This is a genomic window from Enterococcus sp. DJ147D b (genome assembly GCF_058216655.1).
Genome location: NZ_CM177104.1, coordinates 603,556 through 619,117, shown reverse-complemented (window position 1 = coordinate 619,117; position 15,562 = coordinate 603,556). Strand labels below are relative to the sequence as shown.

The 15,562-nt window shown below is 37.6% G+C and carries 15 protein-coding genes; 1 reads left to right on the top strand and 14 read right to left on the bottom strand.

What is annotated here, in order from left to right:
* Nucleotides 1-7: 7 nt before the first annotated feature.
* The 13 genes from pstA to AC4BD1_RS02985 all read right to left on the bottom strand — a co-directional run bounded on the left by pstA (nucleotide 8) and on the right by AC4BD1_RS02985 (nucleotide 13,928).
* A complete protein-coding gene (gene pstA, locus AC4BD1_RS03045; RefSeq protein ID WP_206898441.1) occupies nucleotides 8-892 on the bottom strand; it encodes a phosphate ABC transporter permease PstA in 885 nt (294 codons plus the stop codon).
* Between the two features lies 1 nt (nucleotide 893).
* Complete coding sequence (gene pstC / locus AC4BD1_RS03040; RefSeq protein ID WP_206898440.1) at nucleotides 894-1,814, bottom strand: phosphate ABC transporter permease subunit PstC; 921 nt, start codon at nucleotides 1,812-1,814, stop codon at nucleotides 894-896.
* Nucleotides 1,815-1,928: 114 nt separating this feature from the next.
* The gene (locus AC4BD1_RS03035) at nucleotides 1,929-2,786 is read right to left on the bottom strand and encodes a phosphate ABC transporter substrate-binding protein PstS (protein WP_206907186.1); all 858 of its coding nucleotides are present in this window, start codon (nucleotides 2,784-2,786) and stop codon (nucleotides 1,929-1,931) included.
* A gap of 350 nt (nucleotides 2,787-3,136) precedes the next feature.
* Nucleotides 3,137-4,585, bottom strand: a complete 1,449-nt coding sequence (gene cls, locus AC4BD1_RS03030; RefSeq protein ID WP_206907184.1) for a cardiolipin synthase — start codon at nucleotides 4,583-4,585, stop codon at nucleotides 3,137-3,139.
* A 155-nt stretch (nucleotides 4,586-4,740) separates the two neighbouring features.
* The gene (gene ftsX, locus AC4BD1_RS03025; RefSeq protein WP_206898437.1) at nucleotides 4,741-5,625 is read right to left on the bottom strand and encodes a permease-like cell division protein FtsX; all 885 of its coding nucleotides are present in this window, start codon (nucleotides 5,623-5,625) and stop codon (nucleotides 4,741-4,743) included.
* Complete coding sequence (ftsE, locus tag AC4BD1_RS03020) at nucleotides 5,618-6,304, bottom strand: cell division ATP-binding protein FtsE (RefSeq protein WP_206907181.1); 687 nt, start codon at nucleotides 6,302-6,304, stop codon at nucleotides 5,618-5,620. Before ftsE ends, ftsX begins: the two co-directional genes overlap by 8 nt.
* Before the next feature lie 110 nt (nucleotides 6,305-6,414).
* Nucleotides 6,415-7,516, bottom strand: a protein-coding gene (gene prfB, locus AC4BD1_RS03015; protein WP_206907179.1) for a peptide chain release factor 2 whose coding sequence is annotated in 2 segments (ribosomal slippage) — nucleotides 6,415-7,443 and nucleotides 7,445-7,516 — 1,101 coding nt in all. Because the reading frame shifts where the segments join, the coding sequence is not laid out codon by codon here.
* Nucleotides 7,517-7,666: 150 nt separating this feature from the next.
* On the bottom strand, nucleotides 7,667-10,201 hold the full coding sequence (gene secA, locus AC4BD1_RS03010) for a preprotein translocase subunit SecA (protein WP_206907177.1): 2,535 nt from the start codon (nucleotides 10,199-10,201) through the stop codon (nucleotides 7,667-7,669).
* Between the two features lie 207 nt (nucleotides 10,202-10,408).
* Complete coding sequence (hpf, locus tag AC4BD1_RS03005) at nucleotides 10,409-10,963, bottom strand: ribosome hibernation-promoting factor, HPF/YfiA family (RefSeq protein ID WP_067483801.1); 555 nt, start codon at nucleotides 10,961-10,963, stop codon at nucleotides 10,409-10,411.
* Nucleotides 10,964-11,100: 137 nt separating this feature from the next.
* Nucleotides 11,101-11,808 (bottom strand): ComF family protein, encoded by a 708-nt coding sequence (locus AC4BD1_RS03000; RefSeq protein ID WP_490485795.1) that lies wholly within the window; start codon nucleotides 11,806-11,808, stop codon nucleotides 11,101-11,103.
* Nucleotides 11,805-13,121 carry a DEAD/DEAH box helicase gene (locus tag AC4BD1_RS02995; RefSeq protein WP_490485794.1) on the bottom strand — a complete coding sequence of 439 codons (1,317 nt, stop codon included), beginning with the start codon at nucleotides 13,119-13,121 and terminating at the stop codon, nucleotides 11,805-11,807. The genes AC4BD1_RS03000 and AC4BD1_RS02995 overlap by 4 nt, the downstream gene beginning before the upstream one ends.
* Before the next feature lie 88 nt (nucleotides 13,122-13,209).
* Entirely contained in the window at nucleotides 13,210-13,533 is a 324-nt protein-coding gene (locus AC4BD1_RS02990) for a PTS sugar transporter subunit IIB (protein ID WP_490485793.1), read from the bottom strand.
* Nucleotides 13,534-13,637: 104 nt separating this feature from the next.
* Entirely contained in the window at nucleotides 13,638-13,928 is a 291-nt protein-coding gene (locus AC4BD1_RS02985; protein ID WP_206907171.1) for a DUF7662 domain-containing protein, read from the bottom strand.
* A gap of 131 nt (nucleotides 13,929-14,059) precedes the next feature.
* Between AC4BD1_RS02985 and AC4BD1_RS02980 the strand changes: the two genes are divergently transcribed.
* Nucleotides 14,060-14,698: a YigZ family protein gene (locus AC4BD1_RS02980; protein WP_490485792.1), complete on the top strand. Its 639-nt coding sequence runs from the start codon at nucleotides 14,060-14,062 to the stop codon at nucleotides 14,696-14,698.
* A 48-nt stretch (nucleotides 14,699-14,746) separates the two neighbouring features.
* On the opposite strand, the gene AC4BD1_RS02975 is transcribed toward AC4BD1_RS02980, so the two are convergent.
* Entirely contained in the window at nucleotides 14,747-15,454 is a 708-nt protein-coding gene (locus AC4BD1_RS02975; protein ID WP_206898431.1) for a GntR family transcriptional regulator, read from the bottom strand.
* Nucleotides 15,455-15,562: the final 108 nt, after the last annotated feature.

Here is a 15,562-nt window from a genome sequence, read left to right as displayed (position 1 = left end):
CTTCTCCTTAGGCTGAAGTCATTTTACGGTATAACCGTTTCCCAATCGCGCGTGCGCCAAAGTTGAAGAGCAAGACGGCAATGATCAGTACGGCTGATGCTCCAGCTGATACAGCAGCACCATCTGGCATCGTTCCTTCAGTATTGATTTTCCAAATATGAACAGCCAATGTTTCCGCTTGGCGGAAGATACTAATCGGACTTGAAACACTCAATGGGTTCCAGTTACTAAAGTCAAGAGCTGGCGCACTTTGTCCTGCGGTATAAATCAAGGCAGCCGCTTCACCAAAGATTCTTCCAGAACTCAAGATGACCCCCGTTAAAATCCCCGGTGTTGCTTCTGGAACAACAACTTTTAAAACTGTTTCCCAACGTGATAAACCTAAAGCTAAGCCTGCTTCTCGTTGTGTGTAATGAACAGCTTGTAATGATTCTTCCACCGTTCTTGTCAAAAGCGGTAGATTAAACACAGTCAACGCTAACGCACCAGACAAAATAGAGAAACCATATTGAAACTGAATAACAAAGACTAAGAAACCAAACAAACCAACAACGACAGATGGTAATGAACTCAAGATCTCAATAGAAGTACGGACTACATCTGTCAGCCAGTTCTTACTTGCATATTCAGAAAGATAGATACCTGCACCAAGTGATAAGGGAAAACTAATGATCATTGTAATCAGTAATAAATAGATGGAGTTGAATAATTGAACTCCTACACCCCCACCTTCTTGATAGGCCTTGGAAGGTTCAGTCAAGAACGACCAAGAGATATGAGGAATCCCACGTACTAAAATATACAGTAACAAAGCAGCCAAAATCAAAACAATGATTCCAGAAACGGCATATAAAATACCAGTTGCGATTTTATCGGAACGTTTTGCATTCATCTTATTTTAAGGCTCCCTTCTTACCAATCATGCGGATAATAATATTGAAGAATAATGACATCAATAACAGGATCAAAGCTAAGGACCATAACACATTGTTTTCAATCGTGCCCATGATCGTGTTTCCGATTCCCATTGTTAAAATCGAAGTCAAAGTTGATGCAGGTGTTGTTAGGCTAGTTGGCATCAATGCTGCATTCCCAATAACCATTTGGATCGCCAATGCTTCTCCAAATGCACGTGCCATTCCGAAAACAACTGCTGTCAAAATTCCAGGTACGGCCGCTCTAAGAACCACTTTATAAATAGTTTGCCATCTCGTTGCGCCTAAAGCTAATGATGCTTCCCGATAATGTCTAGGCACAGACTTCAGCGCATCAACAGTCATCGTTGTGACCGTTGGCAAAATCATAACAAACAAGACAAATGTTCCGGCCAAGATCCCGAAACCTGTACCACCAAAGACGTTACGGACAAACGGTACAATCACAGATAAACCAATAAACCCATAAACTACTGATGGAATACCAACTAGCAGCTCAATCACTGGTTGTAAAATTTTTGTTCCATTTTTCGGTGAAATTTCCGTCATGAAAACCGCTGCTCCAATAGCAAATGGTGTTGCGATGATTGCAGATAAAAATGTCACGATAAAAGATCCGGTGATCATTGGCAATGCCCCAACCATCGGTTTTCCATCTGGACCAACTTGACTTGGGTTCCAACTCGTACCAAATAAAAAGTCGAACACGTTCACCTTATCAACAAAGAAAGTTGCTAACCCCTTACTTGCAACAAAATAAAAAATAGCTAATACCACTAAAACAATTAAAGCGATACAAAGAAAACTAATAAATTTTCCACGTTGCTCCATTTTTGAACGCTTCGATTTTGTTAATAATACTTTTTTTACATCCTCCACAGATGACTCCCCCTTGCTCAGGTTTAACATACTTGTTTAGTGTACAAAACAAACATCAATTTGGTTTTAATAACATGTAAAAGTTTCGCTAAGTTTGTAAATTTTTTGTAAAGGTTATTCAGAAATGATGTTTCCTTCCCAGTCACGTTCCACTTTCATTTGTGAAACTGGGATATAACCTAGTTCACCAACGATATTATTTTGAATCTCGTCTGAAAGAATGTACGCTAAAAATTCATCCGTTAACTCCGTTGGCTTACCTTTTGTATACATATGTTCATATGCCCAAATAGTCCATTCATTGGTTGTTACATTTTCATCTGTTGGTTCTACACCGTCGATTTTAAGTGTTGCTACTTCGTCTGTTACATAAGAAAAAGCGACATAGCTGATTGCTCCAGGTGTGTCGGCAACGATTTGGCGAACCATTCCACTTGAATCTTGCTCTTGTGCTTGGATTGCAGATTCACCATCTAGGACCCATTTTTCAAATGTACTACGTGTCCCACTTCCAGAAGCACGGTTTAAAATAACCACTGCCTGATCGTTTCCACCAAGCTCTTTCCAATTCTTGATTTCACCAGTAAATAGTTTTTTTAATTCTTCCATGGAAATATCTGTGACACCCACTTTTTTATTCACAATCGGCGTGATTCCAACAACAGCAACCTTATGATCTACCAAAGCTTTTGCATCAATTCCAGATTTTTCCTCAGCAAACAAGTCAGAGTTTCCGATGTCTACGGCACCAGATTGAACTTGAGATAAACCAGTTCCGCTACCACCACCTTGGACGTTGACGAATTTTCCGGGATTTTCTGTTTGGTAGCTTTCCGCAACAGTTTCAACTAGTGGCTGCAATGCAGAAGATCCTACTGCTGTAATTGATTCCCCACGATCAATCCATTTTGCACATCCAGATAAAAGAATGGCTAATCCCAATACTGGTAATAATAATTTTAATTTTTTCATTAAAAATCTCCTTTAGTCATAAAGTAATTTTATTCTAACATTTTCCGTGTTTATTGAAAACGAATCAAAATTATTAAATAACGAATTGATGAGTTATTTTTGATAAAATAAAAATAAAACTATCTCATTATTTTTGACTATGCTATACTATTTCTGAAATGCGTCTCTCAAAAAAACTTGAGCGAACTTATTTCTTGCTTTCCCCAAAAATCAAGAAATACCCCAAAGTTCACAAAAGTGGATTGAGACGTTTTCTTCATTTCTGAATTTATTCAGAAGTGACCCCGATAAAAAAGGACTTGGAACATAAATCAGCGATTTATGCTTCAAGTCCTTTTTGCTTATCCCTCTTAAAGTAATGGTGAAACTAATCTTGCTAACCCTTCTTTAAGTTTGATTATCGTGCCCCGATTTTCATAAATTTCTCTTGTCAATTGTTTTGATACATTTGAGTCATCAAAAAATGCTTTGCGTACTTGCGAAGCCATTCGTTCATCATACACTAATGTATTGACTTCAAAATCTAAACGGAAAGAACGAACATCAATATTTGCCGAGCCTACCGAAACGACGCCCCCGTCAATAATCATCGTCTTCGCATGAATAAAGCCATTCTCGTAGGTTTCAACGATTGCACCGTACTCAATCAGTTCCGCTGCGAAAGAATAAGTTGCCCAGTAAACCAATGGATGGTCTGGTTTATTCGGAATTTGTAAATGAACTTTTACGCCTGCTAGCAAAGCCAGCTTGAGCGCCTCATGAATGGAGCCATCAGGAATATAATAAGGTGTCTGAATCAAAATTTCTCGTTTAGCTAAAGAAATCATTTTTAAATAAGTCATTTTGATCTGTTCGTGTTCCGAATCAGGCCCACTAGTCACGATTTGTACAGCCATGTCCCCTGTAGAATTAATCCTCGGGAAAAAATCTGGTGAGTAACTGACTTCATTTGTATGTTGAGAATTCCAATCCATCAAAAAGCGATTTTGTAAGCTATAAACAGCTTCACCATAGATTCTTAAATGGTTATCACGCCAATACCCAAATTTTTTGACCAAACCTAAGTACTCATTCCCCACATTGAATCCACCTGTATAACCAATCTGTCCATCAATTACAACGATTTTCCGATGATTTCGGTAATTGATTCGCGGATTGATATACGGAACAAATAAAGGGAAAAAGAAAGCAACTTCCCCGCCATGTTTCTTTAATTCATCAAAGAAACTTAGTGAAACTTGCGTAGATCCCCATGCATCTAATAAAACCCGTACTTTTACACCTCGTCGTGCAGCCGAGATCAAGGCATCCCGTAGTTCGACTCCCAAATCATCGCTTCGATAAATATAATACTCGAGGTGGATATGGTTTTGGGCATGATTGATATCGTCAATCAACGCATCAAATTTTTCACGGCCATCTGTAAATAAAGTAACTTCGTTTTGAGACGTGTATAACGTTCCTTCTGAAACAGTCAACATATAAATCAGTTGTCTAACATCGGCTTGTCCGGTTGGCGGATGGGGATACAGTCCACGTTTTAACGCTTGTTTATCTTCTTCAATTTCCAAATTCATCCCAATTTTTCCTTGCATCTTCAAATCAAAAATTTTATCTTTTGAAATTCCCCTACCAAAAAAAATATATAGAATAAATCCTAAAATTGGGATAAACATCAACACAAGTAACCAAGCCCATGTTTGTGCTGTTTCTCTTCTTTCACGAAACACAATGATTAGCGATAATAAAATATTCGCAATCAAAATGATCGTAAAAAAATTATCAACAATCACCTTCATGGATTCACCTCTTCATTTTCTAACCTCCTAAGCATAACCAAGTTTTTTTTTAAAGTAAAGAGAAAAAAGAATACGCTTCAAGCCATTTTTTCACCATAAAAAAAACATTGTACTCAGTTTTCATGAGTACAATGTTTTCTACTGTAAATGATTGATTAAATTTTCAGGAATCGTCTCATTGAGATTGTTGATCCTAAAGAACCAATGATTACTCCGATACCAGTCATCAAGACATTGATTTTCCAAACAAAGTCTGCTGGTTGTAATAATGAATAGTTCGAGCGCAAGAGTGATGGATTGACCAATTGGAAAATTTCACGATAACCAAATGTTAAGATCAACATCGGAATAATTGCGCCAATCAAACCGATCCAACCGCCTTCTAGGAAGAAAGGCCAACGAATATAGCCATTTTTTGCTCCAACTAAACGCATGATTTGAATTTCTCTTTGACGAGATAAAATCGTAATGCGTATCGTGTTAGAGATCAAGAACATAGCAACAAATAATAACAATGCCGCAGCTGCTAATCCCCATGTACGAACAGCTCCTGCAATTTCAAAGATCCGATCTGAAGAAGTACCTCCATAATCTGCACGATAAACGTTAGATAATTTTGCTGCTTCTTTTGAGACCTCTTTGGTATAAGAAGGTTCGGTTGCACTTACCACATATACATCATACAAAGGATTGCTATCTCCTTCAAATAGATTCCATGAATCACCCATTGCTGCTTGGATTTTTTTCAATTCTTGGTCTTTACTTGAAAAAGACACTTTTTCAACATGATCAAGTTTTTCTAATTCTGTTCCTAATTTTTTGATATCCGCCTCTTTTGTACCAATATCAACAAAAACTGAAACATCTACGTTTCCTTCAATATCTTGTGCAAGTTTGGTTGCATTCATAATAACAGCCATAAAAATACCAACAAGTGCTAAAGTGATTGTTACCGCACTAACAGAGGCAACAGTCATCCAGCCGTTACGTTTCAAGCTTTTGATACTTTCTAATAGGTGGCGGAAAAAGGTTCTAATCATCGTATCCGTATTCCCCTTCCGCTTGGTCTCGAATAATTCGTCCATTTTCAATAGCGATTACCCGATGACGAATTGTATTTACGATCGTACTGTTATGTGTTGCCATAACAACTGTCGTTCCTTGTCCATTGATGCGATCAAGGAGTTTCATGATTTCCCATGAATTTTCAGGGTCTAAATTACCTGTAGGTTCATCTGCAATCAAAACTTTTGGTGTGTTGACAATCGCGCGTGCAATCGCAACACGTTGTTGTTCCCCACCAGATAATTCGCTTGGAAAAACACGTACTTTATGTTTTAACCCAACTAAATCTAAAACTTCCATCACACGTTTTTTGATTTCACGTGGTTTACGACCAATTACTTGCATAGCGTAAGCAACATTTTCATAAACAGTTTTCCGTGGGAGTAGTTTATAATCTTGGAAGACAATTCCAATTTCTCTGCGTAAATAAGGAACTTCACGATTTTTGATAGCCATCAAATCGTGTCCTGCAATATTCAATGTTCCCTTAGTTGCTTTTTCTTCTCGGTACATCAATTTGATAAATGTAGATTTCCCTGCTCCTGATGGTCCAACTACATAAACAAATTCTCCTTGATCGATAACGACCGAGAGATTGCGGATGGCAGTCGTACCATTGGAGTACTTCTTCATTACATCCTTCATTTCAATCATGGCATTCTCTCCATATCTTTTTCAGTCTTCAGCCATTATAGCATGGCAATGTTTCAAGTTGCTTGCAAAATTTTACAATTTTATGTCAATTAAATAATAATCCACTAATGTTATACCAAATGTAGTTTTAGGTAAGCATCAATAAATAGGTCTAAGTCTCCATCCATGACCGCTTGAACATTCCCGGTTTCCACATTTGTTCGGTGATCTTTAACCATTGAGTAAGGATGGAATACATAGGAACGGATTTGTGAACCCCAACCAATTTCTTTTTGTTCGCCACGCAATGCTGCAGCTTCCTGTTCTTTTTTCTCTACTTCGAGTTGATAAAGTTTAGCCTTCAACATCCCCATTGCTTGCTCCCTATTTTTTAATTGGGAACGTTGTGCTTGGCTGGCAACCACTGTTCCAGTTGGTATATGTGTGATTCGCACAGCAGATTCTGTTTTATTGATGTGCTGTCCACCAGCTCCACTGGCACGATACGTATCGATTTTTAACTCATCTGGATTGATTTCAATATCAATTGTTTCATCCAATTCAGGCATAACATCCACTGAACAAAAAGAAGTGTGACGTCTTTTTGCTGAATCAAACGGTGATATTCGAACCAAGCGATGAACACCTTTTTCAGATTTCAAATACCCAAATGCATTATGTCCTTTGATGAGTAAAGTAACACTCTTGATTCCCGCTTCGTCACCGGCTTGATAATCCAAAATTTCCACTTGATACCCATGCTGTTCTGACCAGCGTGTATACATACGCAATAACATGCTGCCCCAATCTTGTGATTCTGTTCCGCCTGCTCCAGGATGTAATTCCAAAATAGCGTTATTTCGATCATAAGGTCCATCAAGTAACATAGCTAACTCATACGTCTTCATTTTTTCATTTAACGCATGTAATCGTGTTTCCAATTCTGTTTGCATTTCTGCATCTGGTTCTTCTTGCAACAATTCCGTCAACAGTTCTAATTCTTCCAATTCATCCGCTAATGAATGGAATTGGTCATAAGTTTCTTTATTCGCATTATTTTCATTGATCACTTGTTGAGCAGCAACACTGTCATCCCAAAAACCCGGTTCAGCCATCTTATACTCCGCTTGCGCAATCGATTCTTCTAACTGATCTAAGTCAAAGAGACCCCCTAAAGCTTGTGACCTTCTCTTGCATGTCAGCTAACAAATTGCGAATCTCAAAAATTTCCATGTTTGCTTCCTTCTTTCTCTGGACAATCTTTTTCGTCTTCTTTTCACTTCTTTTTCTAGTCTACCAGAATCTAAAGATAACAGAAAGAAGGTGAGACAAATTCTTTCTAAAAAGAACTTCTCTCACCAGCTTCTTTCTATTTAAAAATGATTAAGCTTCATTTTTCCCGTGGCAGTTTTTATATTTTTTTCCGCTTCCACAAGGACAAGGATCATTTCGTCCAACTTTATTCACTTGAACTGGTTGTTTTTTTGCACTTGTGTTACTTTTTTCTTCTGCACTTGCTTCTGTGGCATGCGAAGCTTCGCCTTGAGATACTTGTTCTCGTTGAACATTTTGACGGATTTCAGCTTTCATGAATAATCGAGTCACTTCATATTCAATTGCACCGACCATATCTTCAAACATTTTGTATCCTTCTGTTTGATACTCAACTAGCGGATTATTTTGCCCGTATGCACGTAGCCCAATTGATTGACGTAATTGATCCATAGCATCAATATGATCTGTCCATTTTGAATCAACCACGCGCAAGATAACAACTTTTTCAAATTCTAAGAGTTGTTCAGGACCATTTAAATGGTTGGCTTTTGTATCAAACACATCCTGTGCTAACTCATTTAAATAAGCTTTCATTTCTTCTGGCGTTTTTCCTTCAAGCTCTTTCACACTGATGCTGTCTTCATGGACAATCGCATTTCCGGCAAAGTCAACAATGCCTTCAAGGTTCCAATTTTCTTTTTCTAGTTGTGTGTGTGCATCTACTACACGGCTAATTGTTCTTTTGACCATATTCATCAATGGTTGAGACAAACTAGTTTCTTCCATGATGACATCTTGACGTTGTTTATAGATTACTTCACGTTGTTCACGCATCACATCGTCATATTGTAAGACATTTTTACGCGTATCATAGTTGTTTCCTTCTACTCGTTTTTGAGCAGACTCAACTTGTTTTGTTAACATCTTACTTTGGATAACCGCATCTTCATCCCCAATTTTCATTCGATCCAAGAAAGCCTTGATTCGTTCTGAACCAAAACGTTTCATCAAATCATCTTCTAATGAAAGATAAAATTGTGACATACCTGGGTCTCCTTGACGTCCAGCACGTCCACGCAACTGATTATCGATACGACGAGATTCATGACGTTCCGTACCAATAACAGCTAAACCGCCTAATTCACGTACACCAAGACCTAACTTGATATCCGTCCCACGACCAGCCATGTTGGTAGCAATCGTAACTGCACCTTTTTGACCAGCATTCATGATGATTTCGGCTTCTTTAAAATGATTTTTAGCATTCAATACTTCATGCGGAATCCGTTCGCGATTCAACATATCTGATAGTAATTCAGATGTTTCAACCGCAACTGTACCTACTAAGACTGGTTGTCCTTTACGATAACGATCTTTGATATCTTGAACAACCGCATGGAATTTACTTTCCAACGTTGGATAAAGTAAATCTGCACGGTCATCACGAATAACTGGACGGTTCGTTGGAATTTGAATAACTTGAATGTTATAGATTTCTCTAAATTCTTCTTCTTCCGTTTTCGCAGTACCAGTCATCCCAGAAAGTTTTTTGTACATACGGAAATAGTTTTGGAATGTGATCGAAGCCATTGTTTTTGTTTCGTCTTCGATTTCTACGCCTTCTTTTGCTTCAATTGCTTGGTGAAGTCCATCAGAGTAACGACGACCATCCATGATACGACCAGTAAATTGGTCAACGATCATGACTTTTCCGTCTTGAACCACATAATCAATATCAAGTAACATGATGTAGTTCGCACGTAATGCTTGATCTAAGTGATGTGTCAAAGCAGTGTTTTCAATGTCATATAAGTTTTCTAACCCAAAAGTTTCTTCTGCCTTTTCGATACCCGTTTCAGTTAACCCAATCGTTTTTGACTGAACGTCGATTTTATAGTCTTCTTCTTCCTTCAAGCGTTTAACGAAGTTATCTGTTCTTGTGTATAAAGCAGTTGATTTTTCTGCTTGTCCTGAAATAATCAATGGTGTTCTGGCTTCATCGATCAAAATAGAATCCACTTCATCGACAATCGCATAGTTCAATGGTCGTTGAACCATTTGATTACGATAAACCACCATGTTGTCACGCAAATAGTCAAAACCTAATTCGTTATTTGTACTATAAGTAATATCACAATTATACGCGTCACGTTTTTCATCAGCTGATTTAGAATTGATATTCAAACCAACGCTAAGTCCTAAGAAATTATATAGCTCACCCATTTCAGTTGAGTCACGGGTTGCTAAATATTCATTTACAGTAACAACGTGTACACCTTCACCTGACAATGCATTTAAATACACTGGCATAGTAGCGGTCAATGTTTTACCTTCACCGGTACGCATCTCTGGAATGTTCCCATCATGAAGAACGATCCCACCCATCAATTGGACATGGTAAGGATATAAACCCAAGACACGTTTCGCTGCTTCGCGAACAACGGCGAACGCTTCTGGTAATAATTGGTCTAAGGTTTCACCTTTTTTGTATCTACCTTTAAATTCATCAGTTTTTGCTTGTAATTGCTCATCAGTTAAAGCTGCCATTTTGTCAGCATGTGATTCAACTTTTTTAGCAATGCTATCTAAACGTTTTAATTCTTTTTTATCATTTTCAATAATTGAACGTATAAAATTGGCCATTCGTTGTATAATCTCCTTTTTCTGCAATATCCATCTCGCTTATGTAGACTTTCCTATCCATTTTATCATTACTTATAGATAATTGAAATATCTTAGCTAGATTATTCTATGAACTTCTTTATTCTTAATAAAAATACAGCTTTTTTATGTAAAAAAACCTTATGGTGTCAAGCTAGACACCATAAGGTTTTAAAAAATAGTTATTTTTTAGTCAGTTTCGATTAAACCATATTTTCCATCTTTACGACGGTAAACGATACTTGTACCATTGGTTTCAGCATCTTCAAAGATAAAGAAGTTGTGTCCTAACATATTCATTTGTAAGACAGCTTCTTCACTATCCATTGGTTTCAACGACAAACGTTTTGTGCGAACGATATCTAATTCAGATTCGTTTTCGCCTTCCCCGTTTTCTTCATTGAATAAAACTGCAGCACTTGCAGTATTCATGCCAGTTTCACGAGATTTGCGGTTGATTTTTGTTTTAAATTTGCGAATCTGACGTTCCAATTTATCAACAACCAAATCAATACTTGCATATAAATCTGGTGAAGTTTCTTCCGCACGTAATACAAGATAAGGTAATGGAATCGTTACTTCCACTTTTGCTGTTTTTTCAGTATAAACTTTTAAGTTTACATGGGCTGTAGCATCGGGTGCATCACTGAAATAACGTTCTAACTTGCCTACTTTTTTTTCGACATAGTCACGAATCGCTTCAGTTACTTCGATATTTTCGCCACGTACATTATATCTAAACATAAAAATTACCCCTTTCGTCTACCACAATCAAGAAGGAGAAGGACCACTCTTTCCCTCTTCTTATTTATATTATATCGAACTCTAATCTATTTGCAAACTAAATCGCTACCAATTTCACGTATTTTTTACTTTTTGCTTTATCGCGCTAAAGAAAACGTCCGAACTTCAATTGGTTGATGTTCTGCAAGACAAGTCGCAGCATGAAATAACGTCTGTCCTGTTGTATACACATCATCAATTAATAAAATTTTACACTGTTTGATTTGCTCTGGCTCAACGCACAAGGCAAATGGCTGAGGCATCGCTAATCTCTTCACTCGAGAATGTTGCGCCTGCGCAGAATGGTGTTTGACTCGCTTAAGTAGTATCTGAAAAGTCACTCCTGAAACTTTCAGCATCTGGCTCACTTGATTGAATCCACGTTGAGCTAGTCGTTCGTTTGATAATGGAATCGGACAAAAAAGATAATCAGGGAATCTTTTTGGTAAACTTTGCCATTGCTTTGCAAAAGTCCCTGCTAAACGAATATCCCCTGTAAATTTATATTGTTGGAACCACGTTTGCATCGCTTCATCATATTTAAAAAAGCTTCGATGGCAAAAATCATATGTCGGATAACGTTCTTGCCAATAAAGGCAATCTGTACAAAGGCGTTTCTGACTATGTGTGGATTTTCTCTCACTCTTCAATAAACTTTTTTGGCAACCATCACACCTATTTTCGCTGGATAAAGGAGTAAATAGTTTGGCACATTCCCAACAAAGTTCAACTGACTTTTTTCGCTGAACGAGTTCCTTGATTGTTAAATTTTTAATGATTGGCTTTTGGCAATAGCAACACTTCATTGTAAGAGTCTCCCCGCTTTGTTCATCATGTTGATTTCTTTTACTGATTTTTTGATTGCACGCGTTTTTTCATGATAAAAGAAACAGACTTGGCTGTTACTGAATTCTCCCTTGCGATCTGCTCGACCGGCAATTTGGACCAGTGCAGATTTCGTAAAAACTTCATGTTCTGCGCCTAGAACAATAACTGAAATATTTTCGAAAGTAACACCTCGTTCAAGAATCATGGTAGTTAAAAGCACCTCATATTTTTGATGACGCATTGCTTGTACTTTTTCCTGACGTTTTTTATCTTTTGAAGATACAGAGGTAATGTTAATCATTGGCAACCACTCTGCTAATTTCATTTGTAACTCATTCATCAATTCAATGCTTGGACAAAACAACAAGACATGGTTGTCTTTCACTAATGTTTGGATTTTTTTGATTAATGGGTTCATTTTTTTTCGTTTGTTTAAGCACAGGCGCCAATTATTCCAGAAAATGAGTCGTGGCTCGGGTAACAGTCGTTGATGAAAGCGTAAAGGTAAGTAATGGATCTGAAATGTCCGTCGGATTTCTTTTAGCAAACGTTCATCGGGTGTTGCTGTTAAATAGATCAATTGGCCATCAGGCTTCTTCGCTGTTTCCGTCGCATACTGAAGTCCTTTATCCCTGACATAGGGAAACGCATCAATTTCATCGACGACTAATAAATCGAACGCATGATAAAAACGATACAACTGGTGTGTCGTACAAATAACGAAGGAACTAAATGTATAGGGAACCTGTTGTTTGCCATGAAGTAAGACGATTTTTTCTTCTGGAAAGACTGTAGTAAAACGCAGCAAAAGTTCTTGGCACACATCCACCCGTGGTGAAGCAATCGCCACTCGTTTCCCAGTTGCTAGCAACAATTGTAAAAGTGGATACAAGATTTCTGTTTTTCCGGCACCGGTCACAGCCCAGATTAAATGATGATCTGTGACTTGCGTAGTCAAACGTTGGGCGATTTTGGCTTGCTCTATCGTTAATGTTTTGTCCCAAGTAAAAATAATTTGACGTGGAAACAATGGTGGCTGGTCAAATAACCATAATTCTTGGGTCGTATCGTTTCGTCCCAAAAATAAACAATGTGGACAATAATAGTCTTCTTCATTTAGTTTGGCCTCTTGTTGCTGAGTGATTTGTCCACAACGTTGACAAATGATCTGTTGGTTTCGTTTCATTACACTAGCAGTTCGTTGATACGTGACTTGATTCAGTATTTCTTTTGGTAGTTGTGCGACTTCTCTTGTTAAGAGTCGCCTTCCCCAAACTTTTTTGTGTGGCATTTTTCTTCCCTAAAAAAAGATACGCAAAAAAAGTGCGAGGCATTTTCGAAATGAAAAAACCTCGCACTTTTTAATTCGTCAGTACTCTTTATTTATCGCCAATTAGTGTCAAAGCTTGTTGTAACACTTTTTCGCCATTCATCATGCCGTAATCAGCCATATTGATGATGTCTAATGGAATTCCTTTTGGCCCAACACGTTTTTCAAAGTCACCTTTCATAAAACGAACTTGTGGGCCTAATAATAAAACATCAACGTCTTTGCTTGCTAAATGATTATCTGCATCAGATGCAGATACTGCAAAGATATCTGTATCTAAGCCTTGTGCTTCCGCAGCTTTTTCCATTTTAGTTACTAATAAGCTCGTACTCATACCAGCTGAACAGACAAGCATAATTGTTTTTTTTGACATTGTTAATCTCCCCTTTTCTAAGCCAAGGAACGTAACCGCTTTCTTGTTCCTATGTATTTATTATAGCTAAAAGATAACGATTGTCAACGTTTTCTGAATGCGGTTCACTCATTGAACAACCAACTGGATTTTACTAATTGGTTAAAGACGATATATTCTTTTGCCAAATTAACAACAACAACTTCATATCCTGCATTCAGCCAACCATAAGCCCCTTTTTCCGGATGACGATAATCGTTTGCCCACCAATCCGTCGTCTGTCTGGCAGACTTTGGAAGCCCACTGTTAGGAAATAACAACTCATCCATTTGAGTAAACGTCAAAGTAATTTGCGAACCACCATTATTTTTTATGTAGTGGGTTATAGCATCATATTTTTTCACACGTTCTTTCATTCCCAACTTCACCTACCTTTCCTTCATTATCCCATAGTCCAGCATTTGCGCAACCATTTGGGAAGTTGAAACATCAAAAGATTTTTCATATACTTAAGAAAGTAACTCTTCATTTGAAATGAGGTAAAACAATGATTGAACGTTATCTAACGGTCAAAGAAGATGGCCAAAGTGAAATTGAAATAAAAAAGTCTCGGTTTATTTGTTCCTTCAAACGCGTGACGACTGAAGAAGAAGCCAAAACATTTATTCAAGCTATCAAAAAGGAACACTGGAAAGCAAATCATAACTGTAGTGCTTTTGTCATTGGTGATCAAAGCGAGATTCAACGCAGTAGTGATGATGGCGAGCCAAGCGGAACAGCTGGCGTACCCATGCTTGAAGTTTTAAAAAAGAATGAACTAATCAATGTTGTTGTCGTTGTCACACGCTATTTTGGTGGCATCAAATTAGGTACTGGCGGATTGATTCGAGCTTATACGCAAGCTGTCTCGCATGGTCTAACTGAGGTTGGGATTGTTGAAGGTACCTTACAACAGGAACTTGCCATCGCCATCACTTATCCACAACTAGGAAAGCTAGAAAATTTTCTTGAACTACAACAAGTGACTGTCAAGGAAACTCGTTACACCGATCAAGTAATTGTTGTTTGTATGATTAATGAAACAAACATTTCACAGTTTAAAGCAGCGGTCACCGAATTATTGAGTGGACAAGTTGTCTTCGAAAAAGGACCAATTTCTTATCATGAACAACTTTACACCAAATGAAAAATAGACAAAAAAACAAGCTGAAACAATTCGTTGTTTCAGCTTGTTTTATTTCTCTAGGTAAAATTCAAATCGGTTACCAACGTATTGCGTACGTACATATTCAAACGGCGTTCCTTCTTCAAAGTAAGAAACTTGTCGCAAGCGTAGAACTGCGTCCCCACGTTTGACTTCTAGATATTCAGAAATCTGTTCTGAAGCTAACATAGCAGAGATGGTTTGATTTGCATGACCAATTTTCTTTCCACCTTTTTCTTCTAACGTTCGATACAATGATTCTGTAATTTCTGATTTGCTATATCCCTCAATGATTTTTTGTGGAATACTGGCAACTTCAAAACAAATTGGAACGTTATCTGCATAACGAATACGTTCCATTCGAAGAATCACGTCCTCTTTTTCTAATTGTAATTTTTCCATCTCACTTGAACTAGGTGATGTTAAGAAATAAGAAACCGTTCGGCTAGAAGGTACACGATTTTGTGACTCCATAATTTCGGTAAAACTAGTTGTCCCAGACATTTTTTCTTGAACTTTTTCACGTGCAACATAAGTCCCTGAACCAATTTTTCTCTCTAAGATTCCTTCGTCTGCTAAATTTTGGATTGCTTGACGCAAAGTCATTCGACTAACATTAAATTTTACAGCCAATTCTCTTTCAGAGGGAAGGCGGTCACCGATTTTCCAGACCCCTTGTTCAATCTCATTTTTTAATTGATCATGAATTTGTATATATACGGGTAACTGATTTGACATCTGATTTCATCCTTCCTTTCGTTTTCTTTATTATAACTGGTATATACCTGATTCTCAACAAAAAAAGGATTTTCTCCATTGAGCGGTTGAAACAGTTCAGCTTATTTT

What these genes read in the sequence shown, in the direction of transcription:
- secA (WP_206907177.1), bottom strand. Translation starts at nt 10,201, where the DNA reads ATGGCCAATTTTATACGTTCAATTATTGAAAATGATAAAAAAGAATTA.
- AC4BD1_RS02995 (WP_490485794.1), bottom strand. Translation starts at nt 13,121, where the DNA reads ATGCCACACAAAAAAGTTTGGGGAAGGCGACTCTTAACAAGAGAAGTC.
- AC4BD1_RS02990 (WP_490485793.1), bottom strand. Translation starts at nt 13,533, where the DNA reads ATGTCAAAAAAAACAATTATGCTTGTCTGTTCAGCTGGTATGAGTACG.
- AC4BD1_RS02975 (WP_206898431.1), bottom strand. Translation starts at nt 15,454, where the DNA reads ATGTCAAATCAGTTACCCGTATATATACAAATTCATGATCAATTAAAA.
- ftsE (WP_206907181.1), bottom strand. Translation starts at nt 6,304, where the DNA reads ATGATTGAAATGAAGGATGTAATGAAGAAGTACTCCAATGGTACGACT.
- AC4BD1_RS02980 (WP_490485792.1), top strand. Translation starts at nt 14,060, where the DNA reads ATGATTGAACGTTATCTAACGGTCAAAGAAGATGGCCAAAGTGAAATT.
- AC4BD1_RS03035 (WP_206907186.1), bottom strand. Translation starts at nt 2,786, where the DNA reads ATGAAAAAATTAAAATTATTATTACCAGTATTGGGATTAGCCATTCTT.
- pstA (WP_206898441.1), bottom strand. Translation starts at nt 892, where the DNA reads ATGAATGCAAAACGTTCCGATAAAATCGCAACTGGTATTTTATATGCC.
- AC4BD1_RS03000 (WP_490485795.1), bottom strand. Translation starts at nt 11,808, where the DNA reads ATGAAGTGTTGCTATTGCCAAAAGCCAATCATTAAAAATTTAACAATC.
- hpf (WP_067483801.1), bottom strand. Translation starts at nt 10,963, where the DNA reads ATGTTTAGATATAATGTACGTGGCGAAAATATCGAAGTAACTGAAGCG.
- cls (WP_206907184.1), bottom strand. Translation starts at nt 4,585, where the DNA reads ATGAAGGTGATTGTTGATAATTTTTTTACGATCATTTTGATTGCGAAT.
- ftsX (WP_206898437.1), bottom strand. Translation starts at nt 5,625, where the DNA reads ATGATTAGAACCTTTTTCCGCCACCTATTAGAAAGTATCAAAAGCTTG.
- AC4BD1_RS02985 (WP_206907171.1), bottom strand. Translation starts at nt 13,928, where the DNA reads ATGAAAGAACGTGTGAAAAAATATGATGCTATAACCCACTACATAAAA.